Genomic DNA, 17,147 nt, shown 5'->3' on the forward strand with positions numbered 1-17,147 from the left:
AATAAATAACATTAATTTTAGTTTGCCAGCAAATAACAAAAAATTACGCCAACATCAGCCACTGTTAAAAAGCTGAAGTTCGCAAACATTAACATCTAATAAAAGGATGAATACTGAAAGTTTGTTCTGGTGGCCATAAGAATGACAATGATTGTGTAAGGCGGTGGGATCGCAGTCTGGCTTAAATATGCGCCAGCGTAGAATGTAAAAGCCTGCAAGAAATCAGCGTCAGAACAATGGCGACCGTTGCAAACGGGATGCGTTCATAAAAACTACCCCATGCCCTCACCGCTCACCATACAGTTAACTCAGCGTTTCTTCCGCTATCTCGCCGTAACCAGCCAAAGCACCCCTGGCGCCAGCACTTTGCCCAGCACTCCAGGCCAGCATGAGATGGCGCAAATGCTGGCTAAAGAATTACGTGAACTGGGTCTGGATAATGTGGTTATTGACGAACACGCCACGGTTACGGCGGTGAAAAAAGGCAACGTACCGGGCGCGCCACGCGTCGGTTTTATCACTCATATCGATACCGTTGACGTCGGTTTATCACCAGACATCCACCCACAAATTTTGCGTTTTGTCGGGGAAGACCTTTGCCTGAATGCGGAGAAAGATATCTGGCTACGCACAGTTGAACACCCAGAAATCAACGCCTACTCTGGGGAAGAGATTATATTCAGCGACGGCACCAGCGTGTTGGGCGCGGATAACAAAGCGGCAGTGACGGTGGTGATGACCTTGCTGGAAAATCTCACGGCAGAACACAGACATGGCGATATCGTGGTAGCGTTCGTGCCGGACGAAGAGGTTGGCCTGTGTGGAGCAAAAGCCCTGGATCTGGCGCGTTTCGATGTCGATTTTGCCTGGACAATAGATTGCTGCGAGTTAGGCGAAGTCGTGTATGAAAACTTTAACGCCGCCAGCGCCGAACTGCGCTTTACCGGCGTGACCAGCCACCCAATGTCCTCCAAAGGCGTACTCGTGAACCCGCTGCTGATGGCGATGGATTACATCAGCCATTTTGATCGCCAACAGACCCCTGAATACACGGATGGGCGCGAAGGGTATATTTGGTTTAACGGTATGCAGGCATCACAAAGCGAAGCGCTGTTGAAAGCCAATATCCGCGATTTTGATTTGGCCAATTTTGAGCGCCGCAAAAAACAGATTGGTGAAATCGCAGACAAGATTGCCGCTCAGTATCCCACCGCCCGCGTGGAATACCACCTCAGCGATACCTACAGCAATATCAGCAACGCCATCACTGAAGACCGCCGGGCCATTGATTTGATTTTTGCTGCGCTGGCCGAATTGAACATTGAGCCGAAAGTTATTCCCATGCGCGGGGGCACAGACGGCGCTGCGCTGTCTGCAAAAGGGTTATTAACGCCAAACTTCTTTACCGGCGCACACAATTTCCATTCACGGTTTGAGTTTTTACCCCTTAAATCTTTCGCAGCATCTTATAACGTGGCTTTAAAACTCTGTTTATTGGCGGCAGAGTAACGGGTTGGTCCAAGGCGGAAATCCTACGGGCTGCTCCCGTTTCAGGTTTTGAGCAGCCCGTATAAAATGGGATTGATAAGAGGGTTTACTTAGCACGACATTGCTCTTATTTGCATTTGCCCCACAAGGCTCAGGAGATGTACTTATGATGGGCTGAACCCCCAAAATAGCGGCTCCGAGGAAATACTTACTGCCCCTCCTCCAATAATTCATAAATCGTTTTACCCACTTTCTGAATTGCCCGCTCAATCTCACTGCTCATCGGTTTGCTGTAACTGAGCCGTAGGCAATTACGGTATTTCCCCGCAGCAGAACTGATAAATCCGGCGGCTATCTGCACGCCCTGGGGTAGCAAGCAGCGATTCAGGCGCAGGCTATCGAAGCCATAAGGCAGCTCAACCCATAACATAAAGCTACCTTGTGGCCTGCTCAGACAGATATCCGGTGGGAAATATTTCATCAGCCACCCGGTCATTATGTCGAGATTACGCTGATATTGCCGGCGCATGCGGCGTAAATGCTGCATGTAATGCCCTTGCTTGATAAATTCAGCCATTGCCAGTTGCGGCAAAGTGGGTACCCTTCCCGCAGAAATATATTTCATATGCAACGCTTTTTCCAAGTAACGCCCCGGTGCGATCCAGCCAATACGCAGGCCGGGGGCAACCGTTTTTGAAAAAGAACTGCACAACAATACGCGGCCATCGTCATCAAACGAAGCAATGGTCGGCGGGCGAGGATATTGATAGGCAAGAGCGCCATACACATCATCCTCAATAATAGCGACGTCATAGCGCTGGGCCAAAGTTAGCAGAGCTTTCTTGCGCTCAACCGGCATGTTGTAACCCAAAGGATTATTGCAGGTTGGTGTGAGCTGGATAGCTTTAATCGGCCACTGGTCCAGTGCCATCTCCAAGGCTTCCAGGCTTATTCCAACCACTGGATCGGTTGGGATTTCAATCACCTTCATGCCCATCCCTTTCAGGGTTTGCATCGCGCCATGAAAACTGGGGGAATCCACTGCCACAATGTCACCAGACTGGCAAACGGCACCTAAAGCAATTGCCAGGGCGCCGTGGCAGCCGGAGGTAATAAGGATATTTTCTGCGGATTGATGGTTGCCACTGTCCAACATCAGGCGGGCAATCTGCTCACGCAACACCATCGTGCCGTAAATACTGTCGTAATCCAGCGCTTCCTCACTTTGATGAAGGCTAATACGACTCAGCAAACGGCTGAGTATTTTAAGGCCAGGGCCAGAAAGGTCGGGCGTACCGACGCCCAGATGTATGACTTTCTCCTGCTCGCCTCTGATTAAAAACTCCAGCGTATTTTCCCACTGGGATATCTCAACCGGCCTTTGTGCATGGCTGCATACTGCGGGCAAAGAAGGCAGATTCGAACTGCAACGCACGAAGTATCCCGATTTCGGCCGCGCCTCAATAAGCAAACCATCTTCGAGCTGCCGATACGCCTGTTGTACGGTGCCGATACTGACCCCATGCTCGTCACTCAACACTCTGACCGAAGGGAGCCTCTCCCCGGCAACATACAGCCCCTCTTTAATGCGCTGACTAAGAATCTCGGCCAATTGTTGGTAGCGAGTCATTGATATCACCGGGTCAGTTGAGAACGACTGGTACAGATGGCACCAGTTTTTAGCATTCAGATTATGTATCACGTATCTGTATAGAAATAATAGCCAGCATTTGCATCTGTAAAGTTTTTCACTGAAGTATCAATCTAATGGCTCACCTACTGATGGGAGTCGATGATGAGTAATATAATTGAAGATCAATCAGATAACTGTTGTTCATCGGCTTCGCGGGCCACAATAAAACGCCGTAATATTTTTAGCCGTTTGTGGCAAAAAACATACAGATGGGGATATCGATGGAATGAACGGCGTAAGGCCGCCAATATACTGGCAAGGCTGAATAACGATCAGTTAAGGGATATTGGCCTGAGCCGGGATGACGTCAAGCGGGACTACAGCCGCCCGTTTTGGCGTTGAGAGATTACAAGCCGATGCAGCATAGATAGCACCCGACCTGATCCTAATTATATCCTCTGTAAAAAGGGGAATACTACAAACGCCAACATTTCGCATCATCAGGCTTTACCAACAGATACAAGCCACTGCCATCGTGCGTGTAGTCATGCGCCGGGCTCGGAAACTTAGATACCATACAATCCTCACACAACAATCACTGTGTATACACAGAGCTGTCACGGTGAATTGTATGTGTGAAGATCGATTTGGCTGGGGAATGGTAGGACGATGATCTGGAGGGAAAGAAAATTAGCCGGGATTGCTCCCGGCCTATATTTTACAAATTCCCCTCTGATACCCATGTGCCAGGCGTTCCTGCAACCGTACAAATCCAACCTTTTGGCTGCCCGACAACGGGAGTAGCTCTCAACACTCTTGCCCCCACAGGCCATGAATATGTTGTTGGAGCAGAGTTACCAAAATATGTAGGTTTCGATGTCATCTCACTCCCCTGCCTAGTGTATGTATCCAATATTGCAGGGTTACAACCGACGCTCCATCGATTTCCTGACATAAACAAATTGGGTATCCCGTCACCATTCATTCTCAGATCCACATCAGTAGTACCACTCGATGAGTTATTGGCAAGACTCACACTGTGGGCAGCCCAACTTATTGCACGATAAAAGTTTTCAAATCTACAACCTGATATAATCCCTGAGTACTCGGAATTCACAGCGGTAGCATCAATCGCAATATCATTCGTTCCGCTACCTGCATGAATCAAATAACAGTCTCTATATATAGTTCTCACTCCGAGCGGCCCCATTTTCGAACACTCACCAATTACGCGACTAATTGTATTATCAGCTGATTGTGAATGGCTAAGAATCTGCCCAACATTATCCACTGTTACAGCATCAATGATGCATTTATTTGCAAGATATAGCCCGATAGCATGTCGAGTTAGTCTTGTTCCTTGTTTGGTAATGGTTACACCTAACACTTTAGTTCTCGTACCTTGTACGGCAAGGCAAGTATCTTGAGGATCGGTAAAGCGCTCTATCATGACATTGGTAAAAGTGATATCTGACATTGCGCCTTGGGCGTTAAAAATATAGATATCCATTTCTGCATTATCCACACAACGCAAATTCGATACCATAATATTTCTACTTGGGACACTATCACTGCTTTGAGAGTAAACCCTGAATCCAAATTCAGTGTTATAACCAACCTTGCAAGACTCGGATAAAGTTCCTATGGTCCTCCACAGCAGTATACCTCGGCCGCCACTATTACTGACAACCCCAGTATTACCATTGAAATACGTTGAACACCCCTGTATTAAATTGTAGGAGCCATCTCGATCCTGAATTCCTACATCATAATTGTGATTGGAGTCAACATCTATAATTGTACAGTCACTGCAAGATATCATTCGGATGCCATCAGCGGATCCTTTTTCAATCCTTGTTTTAGAAATCCTGACCTTTGTACACTTGGTGAGTTGAATAAGAGATGAATTCGACGAGTGACGATTTCCACTACCTGCGATATACCCCCCAACAATATCGACGTTAGATAACTCATAACCGATAATTGTTGATGACGATATATCATCAGTTGGGTAAAGTATAGCCCTACTTAAATTAATAATTCGATTGGACTTTAGTACAATTTGTTTCGAGTATTTGTAAATACCCTCTGAGAATTCTATGTTATTCCCTGCAGCTATAGCTCTATTGATAGCATCAGAATTATCTACATCCTCTACCGGATTAGCTCCGGCCATCAAAGTGCTCACTATATCCGCATTAATTCTAACCCACGCAGCTCCCCCAACGGTTTTAAATATTGTAACCCCGTTGTCTGTTAATGCTGAACCATCAATAACTGCACTTAACTGACCGCCACCTAAACCAGTGCCAAAAGTATATTGCCTTAGAGAAATTCGCTGTCCATCATATACTGGCTCAATAGTTTTTAATGTAATGACATCAGGACAAAACCAAATACATCCTTGTCCATTAGGCGCACTGAGTTGAAAGCCAAACTGTCCGGGGTCATATTTCAACATGTTTGGAAAATAGAATTGCTGAGTATTGCAAGCATCGCAAACAGCCATAGAGTAGTTTTCTGAGGTTACAAACCTTGTAATCTGACCGTTATAGATCGGATACCCATCAGCATTGACTAAAATCGGCTGCACCACTGGCACGGTGTTTCCATCATCATTCTGTATGCACACCTGGATCTGATTTGTGGGAATAGTGGGGTCAGTATCGATTTTACCGATGTAGATTTTACCGTTAGCTGCAGCTTCAAAAGAATTAGCTAACGTAAAAAGCCGGGATGGCATTGAAATGACAACATTTGATTTAACATCAATCATTTACGTTCTCCTTTGGTGGGAGACATAATTGTATTACTTACAGTGAAATGCCCCAAACGCGCTCTGATGTCTCATGCGCTACAAAACAACACATTGATCTATGCTTGAATATGACTTTTCCTTGCCACTCTATTACTGCTATTAGCAATAGCCGGGATTTCTCCCGGCGCACTTTCACACCATCAGGTCGCCAAACTCGCATAGCCACGCAGCCAACACATTTCCTTTATGCGGAGATTGCTAAAGATGGCCGCTGATGAATGGAAATGGTTACGTAAAGCTCCTGTGGTGAAAGTTAGGAAACCAGTAAGTAAGCGTGTCAGGTGGCTGACAAAAGAAGAAGCTGCCGCGCTGATCTGGTGTATGCCTGATAGATTCCGGCATATTGTGGTTTTTGATTTGGCTACTGGCTTACGACGCTCCAACATCATCAATCTGGAATGGTCACAAGTCGATATGCAAAGAAAGGTGGCATGGATTCATCCAGATGATGCAAAGGCAGGGCAAGCAATTGGAGTGATGTTTAACGATGCCGCCTGCAAAGTACTGGCAGGCATTCTCATTTTGTATTTGTTCACACTACATGTCTGGGGTGGAACAACGACAGCGATCAGAAAGCTACGTGTTGATGATAACTCTGCGTGGAATACTGGTAAGCGCCGTGCAGAGATAGCAGACTTTAGATTTCATGATCTGCGGCATACATGGGCCAATTGGTTAGTCCAGGCTGGAGTACCGTTATCTGCACTTCAAGAAATGGGGGAAAGTATCGAAAATGGTGCGTAGGTATCCGCTGAGGATGCGAATGGGCAACGGTCCAGAACTATCTCACTGGCGCTGGCACAATGGGCTGAAGAGCATGGTGTCATACTGGAGTTTATTAAGCCCGGTAAACCGACACAGAATGCCTTTATTGAGCGTTTTAACCGGCAGCCTGTAAGCCGCTGATCAGATGCGTGACAAACTTTTAGAGTGCAATTCAATTTTCCCCGGTAAACGGTGTTCGCTCACATTGTTGGAGTAGGATGCCCCGTGCCTATTTCACTGGCGGGAGAGTTAGGACGGATTCGCTTGAGCAGGTAATTATCAAGGGCTATGGAGTCAGTGCGGGGCTATGCCTGCATTGGTCAAAGTTACTTCGCATGAAGGGCGTATGACTTTGGCGCCCGGCTGTGAGTCTGCTGATGTCGAGAAAATCTTAGGCTTAGGAGAAAAGCCATGCTCGCAGATCAGTTAGACCAGGCAGCAGATTTAGCCCAACTGATGGTTGATGAAACAATTGCCAGCCGCAAACATGCCACCCTCACCCATTTGCATTAATGGCGGTTGCGGTGAATCTTTTGTGCCTGGAACTAACTTTTGCTGTAAAGAAAATCGCGAAGATAACGATAAGTATGTAAGGAGCATGAAAAACAGGAGGATGTCATGAAGAAAAGTGAATTTCCGATGGATAGATGCGCAGGGTTTGCGTTGATTTTCATTTGCTTGGCTGTGCTGACTTGGGGGTTTATAGGATGATGATAGAGAACTTAATTTCCATAGTCATTGCCGGTACTGCTTTCGCTTTCGTAATGGTCTGGGTGTGGAGAGTGTAGTGATGTGATGGACGCCCTTTTCTGAGGCAGCCATTATACTGGTGAGGACGGAACGGGTTAATACTCGCCTCGCTCATCGGCTTGGTGCTGTCATTCCGGCCAGGGAAAACCAGCTTAAAGCGCCCTGTCATACAAAGTTTCCGGGATCATTAGACCATTACAGTAGTGCCTGCCCCGTAACATATAATTTTGAGGATAAGTTGGCTTGAGAAGCATACTATATCCCCTGCTGTGCATCAGTCAGCGGGAAGCTTCCTGGAGAATAAAAGTCCATTTTTTCATAATCCTGTTGTCCGTCAGGTAAATTAATTTACACTATGGAGTAACCATATTAGAATTACATGACATCACATGCCATACATTAATGGTTGGGTTAACATCCCATACTAAGGCGCTATTTCTCTCGAAAGTATCATTTCTTTTGACAGAATGGGAGATGCTTTTCGGATAATATCGAATTTGCTTACTTCCAACATGAAGCAGGAGTTTAATTTTTCACTGGGCTGATGCGTTAGGGCTTATGCTTGTTACTAATAAGCGTCAATAAATCATGCTCAATATAACTTATTGATATGATTTAAATTAGTGCTAGGAAACTCGCATTTCAAAACATTACTCGTCTGAACCATGCTCCTCATCTAGAAAACTGCCATTTCTTGAGACCGAAACTATCACTACATTAGAATCCTGCGGTTTTCTTCGTTTAAAATACGTTGATAAAGCATTAAAACAGTAACTGTGGTTATTATTTACAAGCTAATAGTTTAAAAAATAAATATTGCCTCAGGTTTTTCTATGGTTAATATCAAACATGGTTCATCAAAGTCACATTAATGTTTTTACTAAAGCTTATTAGTAATATCTTTCGATTCAGGAGCAATCTTCACGGAGGGAGTCATGATGGATAAAGCGACATTAGATACAACTAAACGAATAGCCATGAAAACGTCTTATTTTCGTGTTAGCCCATTCGATGATGACAATGGATTTGATCGTCTTATGTCCTGTAAAGCACCACAAGGCTTGCAAAATTGTGCATTTGGAGACATATTTTTGCATCCTTTTCTTCAGGGAAGGAAGATTCATGATATTAAAAATCAAGTTATTAAACCCGCGATTCAACTTGTTGTCGTTTTCGATCACACTTCTCCAGACATTACCGAAACCATGTTATTAAAAAATAACACATCCTTCAATTAAGCCATTGCTATCGGAAAAGTAGATTTTTAAAAAATAGATCATTTGCTAAGATAGATAGCTATAATGACGTCTAAATGGATGTTTAGGGGGATTGAACATGGATGTTACGTTGACTGCAGCTGTTATTGTTAATGATAAAATAAATAAAAATAGAGCGTTAAACATTAAAAATATAAAAAATGAACCCAACTATTTACGGTGGGTGTTCTTTTATTTTCGTGACTCCTTTGAAACTTTAAATCCAAATAACATCTACCAATCCCTTTTACGCTCACTAAAAGTACGCCAAGATTCTGATATAAATAATTTAAAATCAGATCGTTATACATTTCCGATATTAGACCTTATGGCCAGAGCAAAACTTAAATCAATGGATAGTGAGACTGACTTTTATTTGGCAATTAATCTTATGCGGGAGATTATCCCCAAAAGTAGCAATGCAACTTATTACGAACTAATGTATGATATATTTAAGTGTAAAATAACCGCCAAGAAAAACATCGATAAAACAATAAAGCTAAAGAGTAAAAGAGATCAAGACCACAGTGAGATGATACACTCTGAAGGATTGCATATTGATGCTGCTCTTTCATTTTATCTATATGAAGCAGGATTAATATCGCAAGCTAGAAAACTATTGCTTAATGTAGAGCGTAATGGATTTCCATCGGAGATGACAACGTTATATTTAAAGAACACTGACCTAATTAGCAAGGAGAGAAATAATGAATCCTGAGAAAATATACTTTATTTCCAGACCATCACCAACCCTTGGTCGCGCTCCTATTTTTGGGGCGGGCGGCGGGCTTTTCGGGTTATACAAGGGAAAAGATTACATTGCCTCTTTACAACGCAAGTTAAAATTGGCAGGAATAAACTGGATTGTTGAAAGTGACAACACCGAGGCAGATATAGAAAAAATAATAGAGCAAAACATTAGGTTATTAGTTTGTGCACCTGGATTACGCTTCCAGTTTTATAGCAATGGCTTCGATAAAGATAACATAATTCACTTAAGCATGATGGATTATGTAACTAATAATGTCAGACCCGTTATTAACAAAGTAAAGGAGATATGCAATGAGAAAAGAACATAATTTGCTTTTAAATGAAATAACTAGCGAGATTGAACTAATGTCAATAGTTGGTGGGGGTGGCGGTACTGGACAATGGGAAACTGGCGCAGCCACCGTTTATGCTGGCGTAATGGGAGCATTAGGCTATGGCCTGCTCCCCGGCGATTAGTACACTCCGATGTTAGTAATGTCTTCATCAGCAACGTGAGGGCATCCCTATGAAGAAGCGTTTTTCCGACGAACAGATCATCAGTATTCTCCGAGAGGCCGAAGCCGGAGCTTCTGCCCGTGAACTCTGCCGCAAGCATGCTATTTCAGACGCCACTTCCTACACCTGGAGCAAGAAGTTTGGCGGCATGGAAGTTCCTGAAGTGAAGCGGCTTAAGTCGCTTGAAGAGGAGAATGCCCGACTCAAGAAGCTGCTTGCCGAAGCCATGCTGGATAAGGAGGCACTTCAGGTCGCTCTTGGACGAAAGTACTGACGACAGACCAGAAGCGGGAAGCCGTGGTGTTGATGTGTGATGCGACCGGTCTGTCGCAACGTCGTGTCTGCAGGCTTACAGGTTTGTCCCTGTCAACCTGCCGCTATGATGCCCAGCGCCCATCTGCTGATGCACATTTATCAGGGCGTATCACCGAGCTGGAACGCAGACGTTTTGGTTATCAGCGCATCTGGCAGTTACTGTGTCGGGAGGGCCTTCACGTCAATCACAAGCGGGTATACCGCATTTACCACCTTAATGGACTGAGCGTAAAACGCAGACGACGCCGTAAAGGGCTGGCGACCGAACGGTTTCCGCTTTTGCGCCCGGATGCGCCGAGCCTGATCTGGTCAATGGACTTTGTTATGGATGCGCTGTCCAGCGGTCGCCGGATTAAGTGCCTGACCGGTGTGGATGATTTCACGAAAGAGTGCCTGACGATCAGCGTCGCTTTCGGAGCTTCAGGCCTTCAGGTGACACGCATTCTGGACAGTATTGCACTCTTTCGTGGTTACCCCGATCAGGGTCCTGAATTTACCTGCCAGGCGCTCCTTTGAACATGGCGTGGAACTGCGGCTTATTCAGCCGGGCAAGCCGACACAGAACGGATTTATTGAGAGCGTTAACGGACGCTTTCGTGATGAATGTCTAAATGAGCACTGGTTTAGCGACATCATTCACGCCAGGTCGATCATTAATGACTGGCGACAGGACTATAACGAATGCAGCCCACATTCATCGCTGGATTACCAGACTCCAGTTGAATTTGCAGCGGACTGGCGAAATGGGAGATATAAAGAAAAACCAACCGACATTACTAACTGAAGGTTGTATCTAATCCTGGGGCAGATCAATCAGGAACAGCAATTTAGCTTATTACATTATTTTGTTCATAAAACGCGAGTTCACCGTTCGGTTATGTATTAGCTTGCATTTTTCGTATTTCATCGATTATTTCTTTTAAAGCCAGTTTGATTTCTTCGTTACCTTTATTATTAATGTTGTCGATTTTTTCATGTAAAGAATAGAGTTCTAAGTCCGTTTTTACGTTAATGTTTGAATCTATTTCATTGCGGCGACTATCATTAATGCTCTGCCGTTTCTGGCTCATCATTATTGCCGGTGCGGTATATGCAGCTTGAAAAGAAAGGAAAAGATTCAATAAAACAAATGGATAAGGGTCAAAGCCACTCTTCTTGAAAATAAGATTATAGCTGGTCCATACAATGATTATTGCACTTTGGATCAAGATGAAAGTCCATGTAGCTATCTTGCTGGTGATGACGTCAGCAAGGTGTTCCCCAAAAGTAGCCTCCTGTTCACATTCGCCAGGATCAGCCAAAAGCTCTTCATGTTCCTCTTTACTTTTTCTACGTAACTGTGAAAGTTGGGCTCGCGATTTTTTATCCATTGTGGCATTTTTGGTTAATTGTTGGGTATGATAAAGGTTAGCCATAAAACATAATAACAGTAAAGGTGTACTCTTATTATGCAGTAAAATTTACATGGTAAATTCTTACAAAGAGTGAATGATCTGATGAATTAGTGGGTTAGAAAAGACATTTAGTAGAAGTAGATGAAATTTTTTGTCAAAACTCATAGCCGCTAATTTTAACAACTATAAACGGTAGCAAGAAACTACAACCCCATTAGGCTTCACCAACAGATATAGCCCTCCGCCATCGGTGAGCTTCTACTCTTTCTCTTTGGGTTTTGCAGTATCAATCTGTCGAGCATTAAGTGGCATATGGGGGCCCCCATTTTGCATTGAACACGATGGGCCCCCACAAAGGCCCCCCAGATACCACTTGATTTGGGTATAACTGAGTTGACCTCGATAGAGCTCGTGACAGAAAAATTCAGTAATTTCAGGGAGTATAAGGGATAAAAAGCGAATTCAATAGAGGTGTGTTGACTTGAAAATGGTACGCCCTACAGGGCTCGAACCTGTGACCTACGGCTTAGAAGTGCGAAGGTTTTATGTTTTTAAACCTTTGAATGGTTAAATGAAATTATATATTTTTCTTTAAAAACAAGAATATAAATGAATGTTGGTGTTGATGCAAATTGACCATCGTTGATCATTATAGCTCTAATTTACTTACACCAGCTGTTACATTAGGATTCGGTGTAACGAATTTATCAGGAGTTAAAACATGGCCATCACAAGGCAAAAACTCACCTTTGAACGTTTACGTAAATTCAAACTGACCGAAGGTAAGTCACAAGAGTTTCTTTGGGACTCAGATGTAACCATGCTGGCTTGCCGTGCGACGAAAGGGACAAAAGCGTTCATCTTCCAGAGTGTATTTCTGGGCAAAACCTTACGCATGACGATTGGCGGTATTGATGATTGGAGAATTGACGATGCTCGTACCGAAGCACGGCGGCTTCAGACACTTATTGATACAGGGATCGATCCCCGAATTGCTAAGGCAGAGAAAATTGCTGCTGTAGAATCACGGCAGACTGAGTTACGCAGAGGAAAAATTATATTCTCTGCTGCTTGGGAAGAATACCTCAAGGAACTGAAAACTGGCATTAGCGCCAAAACTAAACGTCCTTATTCCCCACGCTATCTTGCGGACCATATCAGACTGTCTGATCGTGGTGGGAATGCCAGAAAGGTGGGGAGAGGTTTAACTATTGCTGCGCCGTTAGCATTTTTCCTCGATTTACCACTATCTGAAATTTCACCTACTCTCATTACTGAGTGGCTGGCAAGAGAAAGACAAACCCGGCCAACCGTTACGGCCAATGCTTATCGTGTGTTGCGTACATTCTTGAAGTGGGTAAATGACCATAAGCTATATCAAAGCATCGTTCCTTCCGACATAACACAAGATCGTAATGTCAGAAAAATGGTACCGATCTCTGCCAGTAAGGTTGATGATTGCCTGCAAAAGGAACAGCTAAGAGACTGGTTTGAAGAAGTACGGCGATTAAGTAACCCGGTGATATCAACCTATCTTCAGGTACTTTTGTTGACTGGGGCTCGGCGAGAAGAAATTGCTTCTCTATGCTGGGATGATATTGATTTCAAATGGTCCAGTATGCGCATCAGGGATAAGGTCGAAGGCGAACGGACCATTCCGCTGACACCATACGTCTCAACTATTCTGTCGAAACTTGTCGATTCGCAAAAAGTTAAGCCAGGTGATAGCAAGTGGGTTTTTAGTAGCAATAGCAAAAGCGGAAAAATTGTTGAACCCAGAAAAGCCCATAATCAAGCCTTACAGCAGGCAAACTTACCTCATATCAGCTTGCATGGCTTACGTCGGAGCTTCGGTACGCTATCGGAATGGGTAGAAGTGCCAACAGGTGTCGTTGCGCAGATTATGGGTCATAAACCTAGTGCTCTAGCTGAGAAACACTACCGTCGCCGTCCATTAGATTTGTTGCGTAAATGGCATGAAAAAATTGAGACCTGGATCTTAGAACAAACCAAAATCAGTAAGAATAAGAACGTTGATGTGCGTTGATATTGATGATTATCAACAGCTTACATTATTTCGAATAGATTGACAGGTATATAAACTTCGATGACAATCAACTCATAACCTCAACCATAAAGGAGATGTACCAGAATGTTTGATCTAAAGACTGGCACCAGCACCATAGGCGATGACCAAGAAATTTTGGTAAACATGTCGGGATTACATAATGCCGATTTTGATATCCAGCACGATACACCATCAGCTAATGCACGACCACTTGCACAATGGTTTGAAAACCATTACAAGAAAGTTGCTCTTCGTGCAATGAATCAGGCTATTCATCAGAAACACGTAAGAATTAAGTCACTCAGCATTTCACTTCAGAATGTGATTTCCCGGTGTATGTCACATACTGGCTCGGTAGCAAGGTCACGTCGGAGCACCAGCAAATCGGCTAAAAATTCTTCGTCTTCTGGTTCTAGCGATGGAAGTGACCCCGAACCTGTCAGTGTTTTTGGTTCCCTCTTCCCTTCTTGTTTTTGCCACCTAAATCTTCCCTTTAATTCATTTGCCAACAACTCTTTTACAGAGGTGGCAGCATGAATCAATCAAAAATATTGCGTTCATCAGATCTAGATAATTTCTCTCTGGTTTCCACGATTGAATTAGCTAACTTGCTAAAGCGTAAACCTCAGACGATAAGAATGTGGTTATGTAATGATCGACTCCCCAATGGACTGGTCAGACCAATAAACCTTAACAATAGAAACTATTGGTTTTTAGATGATGTCAGAAATTATTTAAAATCATTACAGGTGATTGATTTTTAGCATTCGTGAGCTATTTAACTCTTATTGAAATTTTACGATGAGGATGTTCCTGGGCCCATCAAATTTGGGCTTTCATCCGCAGGATGGAGATCCACTTCTATAGATAAGTGAATCTCTTCCAGAGCTATTTTATTTTTAAACAATGTTGAGGGGCCTAACATGCATGTCTAAAAGAACTAAGAGTAAGCAAAATGAAGATCTCTGTTTGGAGTTTCAGACGCTACCTACTTTTGCACAACAATTGATAAGTTATATACATTATAAAACAGGTGCTCCGGCTGAGCTTATTTTAATAGTATTGCTTGGAGTCATGGCGTATGCCTGTCAAGATAAATTTGATGTTCAGCTTAGAAATGGGAAAACATTTACATCGCTTTACCTCCTGTTTTTAGCAAGATCAGGTAGTAGGAAATCAACCGTATTCAGGTTGTTGATGGAGGAAATCTATCGGCTGGAAAAAGAGTTGAAAGATGATTTTCTGCTAAAGGAGAAAGTTTATGAGCAGAAATACGCGTCCTGGGAAGTAGAGTTAAAAGAGTATAAAAAACAATACAGTAAAGCTATTCGTCAGAAGATCGATGTAACTGAAGCGCTTGAAGCGCTGGAGGAGTGCCAAAAAGAAAACCAGTAGTTCCAGCAAGAAAGTATCTTACTAAAAACGATTCAACAAGTGAGGGACTTAGAAAGGTTTTAGCGCAGGGATCTCCGTCGTTGATGCTCGGATCTGATGAGGCCGGAGGGCTATTCGACGGTAATCTTTTCCGCAATACACCAGTACTCAACTCTCTTTGGGGAGAAGGGAAAATTGCAGACAGCAGGGCTTCCCGTGACAGCTACGATGTTTATGATGCACGGCTAACTATGCTGCTGACGATGCAACCTGGTTTGTTCGATGGCTTTCTTGAAAAACAGGGAAAAAAGGCAAAAGACTCAGGATTGTTAGCTCGTTTATTACTTATTGACATGGAACAGTTACCTGAACTGTGCTGTATCCCTGATGCTGGTACATGGCCTGATGAGCCAGGAATTGAAGAATTTTTCTCTATTCTCACCAGACACTTGCAAGATGGGATTGTGCGTAGAGAAAAACATGAAGAACGGATATGTATTACTTTTTCACCGGAGGCTCAAGTTCTGTGGAATTCACAGAGTGAACACATTCAGAAAAAAATAAAAAAGGAGGGGAACTACAACATCATGATGATTTTGGTGCTCGATTTATGGAGCACTCCTCGAGAATTGCAGCAGTAATGCAAATGTTTATCACACCTGATTCACGAATAATTACTAAGGATACTTTTATGTCAGCTTTGAAAATAACACAATGTTTTACGAATCATGCTATCTCGAAGGTTGAATCTACTCGAGAGCCTAGAGGTGACGAAAAATTATTGACGTATCTTGAGGATAATCTTGTCAATAATGGCTCTTACGAATTTAGGCAGAATGATATTATCAAAAAAGGCCCATATTCATTAAGGCGATCAGAACGGCTAATGTCTGCTTTGAATAAACTTGAAGCTGAAGGGGTTGTACAATTATTCAAAAGAGGTGGGACTAATTATGTAAAATTCACCAAATCGAAAATGGAGGTTAGAGAACTGGCGGAGAAAACTAACACGCCTATTTTACAATCGGGATCACTTGCGATAAGTAAACTGCCTATACCTGAATAACTTCAGAGTAACTTGAGTTTTCCTTATTTATATTTTTTTGACCTTAAGGCCAGTAATGCTGCGGCTTTTATTTGCATTGCTGAGGAGGGCAATTGATGTATTTAAACTGGTATATGTAATATACCTACCTCAATGATCTGATTAATACAGTAACACGTCAATAGTAACTCCCCTATAGGGGTTATATCCAACATCACATGGGTAGCGTGAGGGCTACCCATTACCCAAAGATTATTATTTACATACTTAAGGATTATTATGGAATCACAATATTCACTTACCAACGAAGAAATCGATGACTTGGTAGAAATAGCCTCCAAAAAGTATAAATCACCTATTGACCGCGATATTCTCTTCCCACTGCTTAACATGGTCTACGGCACGCTGGAGCAGCATAACCGAATACTGGCTATTCGTACTGACCCGAGATTCGCCCAGTCCCATGTACCGGGAGAGCCTGATCTACCAATATGCTTCCAGCGAGATGATCCTCAGGCAATTACTCGCTTCTTCGATTCACTGAAAAGTCAGCTACGTGCGGATCACAAACGCTCCCGGAGAGCGGGTAATCCGGCGCTCCCATCTTATGGGTGGTGTAGAGAACGCGATACAAGCGTACACCTCCATTATCACCTTATGTTGTTATTCAACGAAGACGTCTACAGATTTCTTGGCAATTACAATGATCGCGATGCTGATAACATGGCAACACGTATACAGAAGGCCTGGTGCAGCGCTATAGCTCTTGATTACCCTGATTACGCAACATTAGCTGAGTTCCCCGATAATCCTGTTTACAGGTTTAGCAAGTTCGATGCTTTGGATCGTAACCCAGTCTACTGGAGTTTTCTGATTCGACTGGCGTACTTAGCCAAAACCAGAACTAAGGATGCCCACAGTGGTTACCGTAACTTTGGCATAAGCCAGTGCTCACGCTTAGGCGGATTCAATTAG

At 43.6% G+C, this 17,147-nt stretch carries 14 protein-coding genes and 4 pseudogenes; 14 read left to right on the forward strand and 4 right to left on the reverse strand.

Annotated elements, in window-relative coordinates; all coding sequences use genetic code 11:
• Positions 1 to 279: 279 nt before the first annotated feature.
• A complete protein-coding gene (pepT, locus tag ACQ86O_RS25195) occupies positions 280 to 1,509 on the forward strand; it encodes a peptidase T (protein WP_431223340.1) in 1,230 nt (409 codons plus the stop codon).
• Between the two features lie 187 nt (positions 1,510 to 1,696).
• On the opposite strand, the gene ACQ86O_RS25200 is transcribed toward pepT, so the two are convergent.
• The gene (locus ACQ86O_RS25200) at positions 1,697 to 3,118 is read right to left on the reverse strand and encodes a PLP-dependent aminotransferase family protein (RefSeq protein WP_431223341.1); all 1,422 of its coding nucleotides are present in this window, start codon (positions 3,116 to 3,118) and stop codon (positions 1,697 to 1,699) included.
• Between the two features lie 165 nt (positions 3,119 to 3,283).
• Here ACQ86O_RS25200 and ACQ86O_RS25205 point away from each other — a divergent pair, with 165 nt between their 5' ends.
• A complete protein-coding gene (locus ACQ86O_RS25205) occupies positions 3,284 to 3,523 on the forward strand; it encodes a DUF1127 domain-containing protein (RefSeq protein WP_431225828.1) in 240 nt (79 codons plus the stop codon).
• Positions 3,524 to 3,839: 316 nt separating this feature from the next.
• On the opposite strand, the gene ACQ86O_RS25210 is transcribed toward ACQ86O_RS25205, so the two are convergent.
• Positions 3,840 to 5,897, reverse strand: coding sequence for a phage tailspike protein (locus ACQ86O_RS25210; RefSeq protein WP_431223342.1), 2,058 nt, complete (start codon positions 5,895 to 5,897; stop codon positions 3,840 to 3,842).
• A gap of 255 nt (positions 5,898 to 6,152) precedes the next feature.
• Here ACQ86O_RS25210 and ACQ86O_RS25215 point away from each other — a divergent pair.
• From ACQ86O_RS25215 to ACQ86O_RS25240, 6 genes and pseudogenes are all read left to right on the forward strand, one after another.
• Positions 6,153 to 6,845: pseudogene (locus ACQ86O_RS25215) on the forward strand (hypothetical protein); the annotation flags it as partial.
• 1,544 nt (positions 6,846 to 8,389) lie between these two features.
• Positions 8,390 to 8,692, forward strand: coding sequence for a hypothetical protein (locus tag ACQ86O_RS25220; RefSeq protein ID WP_431223343.1), 303 nt, complete (start codon positions 8,390 to 8,392; stop codon positions 8,690 to 8,692).
• A 97-nt stretch (positions 8,693 to 8,789) separates the two neighbouring features.
• Complete coding sequence (locus tag ACQ86O_RS25225) at positions 8,790 to 9,428, forward strand: hypothetical protein (RefSeq protein ID WP_431223344.1); 639 nt, start codon at positions 8,790 to 8,792, stop codon at positions 9,426 to 9,428.
• Complete coding sequence (locus tag ACQ86O_RS25230; RefSeq protein ID WP_431223345.1) at positions 9,418 to 9,789, forward strand: nitrogen fixation protein NifS; 372 nt, start codon at positions 9,418 to 9,420, stop codon at positions 9,787 to 9,789. The genes ACQ86O_RS25225 and ACQ86O_RS25230 overlap by 11 nt, the downstream gene beginning before the upstream one ends.
• Complete coding sequence (locus ACQ86O_RS25235; protein WP_431223346.1) at positions 9,773 to 9,937, forward strand: hypothetical protein; 165 nt, start codon at positions 9,773 to 9,775, stop codon at positions 9,935 to 9,937. The genes ACQ86O_RS25230 and ACQ86O_RS25235 overlap by 17 nt, the downstream gene beginning before the upstream one ends.
• A 49-nt stretch (positions 9,938 to 9,986) precedes the next feature.
• A pseudogene (locus ACQ86O_RS25240) lies at positions 9,987 to 11,075 on the forward strand (IS3 family transposase).
• Positions 11,076 to 11,166: 91 nt separating this feature from the next.
• Here the strand turns inward: ACQ86O_RS25240 and ACQ86O_RS25245 are convergent.
• Positions 11,167 to 11,706 carry a DUF1003 domain-containing protein gene (locus ACQ86O_RS25245; RefSeq protein ID WP_431223347.1) on the reverse strand — a complete coding sequence of 180 codons (540 nt, stop codon included), beginning with the start codon at positions 11,704 to 11,706 and terminating at the stop codon, positions 11,167 to 11,169.
• Positions 11,707 to 11,895: 189 nt separating this feature from the next.
• Positions 11,896 to 11,997: pseudogene (locus ACQ86O_RS25250) on the reverse strand (Arm DNA-binding domain-containing protein); the annotation flags it as partial.
• 409 nt (positions 11,998 to 12,406) lie between these two features.
• Between ACQ86O_RS25250 and ACQ86O_RS25255 the strand changes: the two are divergent.
• The 6 genes and pseudogenes from ACQ86O_RS25255 (at position 12,407) to ACQ86O_RS25280 (ending at position 17,147) form a co-directional block, all read left to right on the forward strand.
• A complete protein-coding gene (locus ACQ86O_RS25255) occupies positions 12,407 to 13,732 on the forward strand; it encodes a tyrosine-type recombinase/integrase (RefSeq protein ID WP_431223348.1) in 1,326 nt (441 codons plus the stop codon).
• A gap of 105 nt (positions 13,733 to 13,837) precedes the next feature.
• Positions 13,838 to 14,290, forward strand: a complete 453-nt coding sequence (locus tag ACQ86O_RS25260; RefSeq protein ID WP_431223349.1) for a hypothetical protein — start codon at positions 13,838 to 13,840, stop codon at positions 14,288 to 14,290.
• Between the two features lie 390 nt (positions 14,291 to 14,680).
• The gene (locus tag ACQ86O_RS25265; protein ID WP_431223350.1) at positions 14,681 to 15,148 is read left to right on the forward strand and encodes a DUF3987 domain-containing protein; all 468 of its coding nucleotides are present in this window, start codon (positions 14,681 to 14,683) and stop codon (positions 15,146 to 15,148) included.
• Positions 15,127 to 15,803, forward strand: a pseudogene (locus tag ACQ86O_RS25270) (DUF3987 domain-containing protein); the annotation flags it as partial. The gene ACQ86O_RS25265 and the pseudogene ACQ86O_RS25270, both read left to right, overlap by 22 nt.
• Before the next feature lie 15 nt (positions 15,804 to 15,818).
• Positions 15,819 to 16,193 carry a hypothetical protein gene (locus tag ACQ86O_RS25275; protein ID WP_431225844.1) on the forward strand — a complete coding sequence of 125 codons (375 nt, stop codon included), beginning with the start codon at positions 15,819 to 15,821 and terminating at the stop codon, positions 16,191 to 16,193.
• Positions 16,194 to 16,451: 258 nt separating this feature from the next.
• Positions 16,452 to 17,147, forward strand: coding sequence for an inovirus Gp2 family protein (locus ACQ86O_RS25280; RefSeq protein WP_431223351.1), 696 nt, complete (start codon positions 16,452 to 16,454; stop codon positions 17,145 to 17,147).

Source organism: Serratia sp. L9 (assembly GCF_050632285.1).
Lineage (GTDB): Bacteria > Pseudomonadota > Gammaproteobacteria > Enterobacterales > Enterobacteriaceae > Chania.